This window comes from Pseudoxanthomonas jiangsuensis (assembly GCF_010093185.1).
Taxonomy (GTDB): Bacteria; Pseudomonadota; Gammaproteobacteria; order Xanthomonadales; family Xanthomonadaceae; genus Pseudoxanthomonas; species Pseudoxanthomonas jiangsuensis.
The window spans coordinates 1-579 of record NZ_PDWL01000114.1; the positions used below are offsets into that span (position 1 = coordinate 1).

The 579-nt window shown below is 75.3% G+C and carries 1 pseudogene; it reads right to left on the bottom strand.

The features are described from left to right. Positions 1–579, bottom strand: a pseudogene (locus CSC62_RS17545) (exodeoxyribonuclease V subunit gamma); the annotation flags it as partial.

Here is a 579-nt window from a genome sequence, read left to right on the forward strand (position 1 = left end):
GTCCGCCTCGCTCCAGCCGAAGCCGGCCTGCCACTGCGCGGCGGCGTCCTTGATCGCCTTGTCCAAATCACCGGCGCGCACGGCCTGGGAGTACTTCCAGCTGCTGTACGGCGCGAATGCCAGCGGCGCCTGGCGGCCGTGGCGATACAGCTGCAGCAGTTCGCCCAGCGCCTGCTGCGCCTGGGCGGCGGGCAGCGGTTCGCGGTCCATCGGATGCGGGCCGAGGCTGTCGTCGTGGTCGAAGAAGCGCACGTAGGGCACCTGTTCGCCGGCGGCACGCAGCAGCAGCCATTCCAGGCCGTGGCGGACCGCGCTGCGCCCGCTCAAGGTGCCCACCTGCACGCGCGCCACGCCGGGCGCGTACCAGCCCGGCAGGCGGCCGTGCAGTGCGGTGCCGTCGAGGTCCACCTGCAGCCGCGGCGCCAGCGGCGCGTCGTCGCTGCCGCGCCATTGCCGGAACGCCTCGGCGTACGGGCGCAACTGGCGCACGCGCTCGTCGAGCTGGCGCCGGCCCAACGGCCCGGACGGCAGCAGCGCGCGGGCGCGAAGGCGCTCGTGACGGGCCTCGGGGGCCTCGGG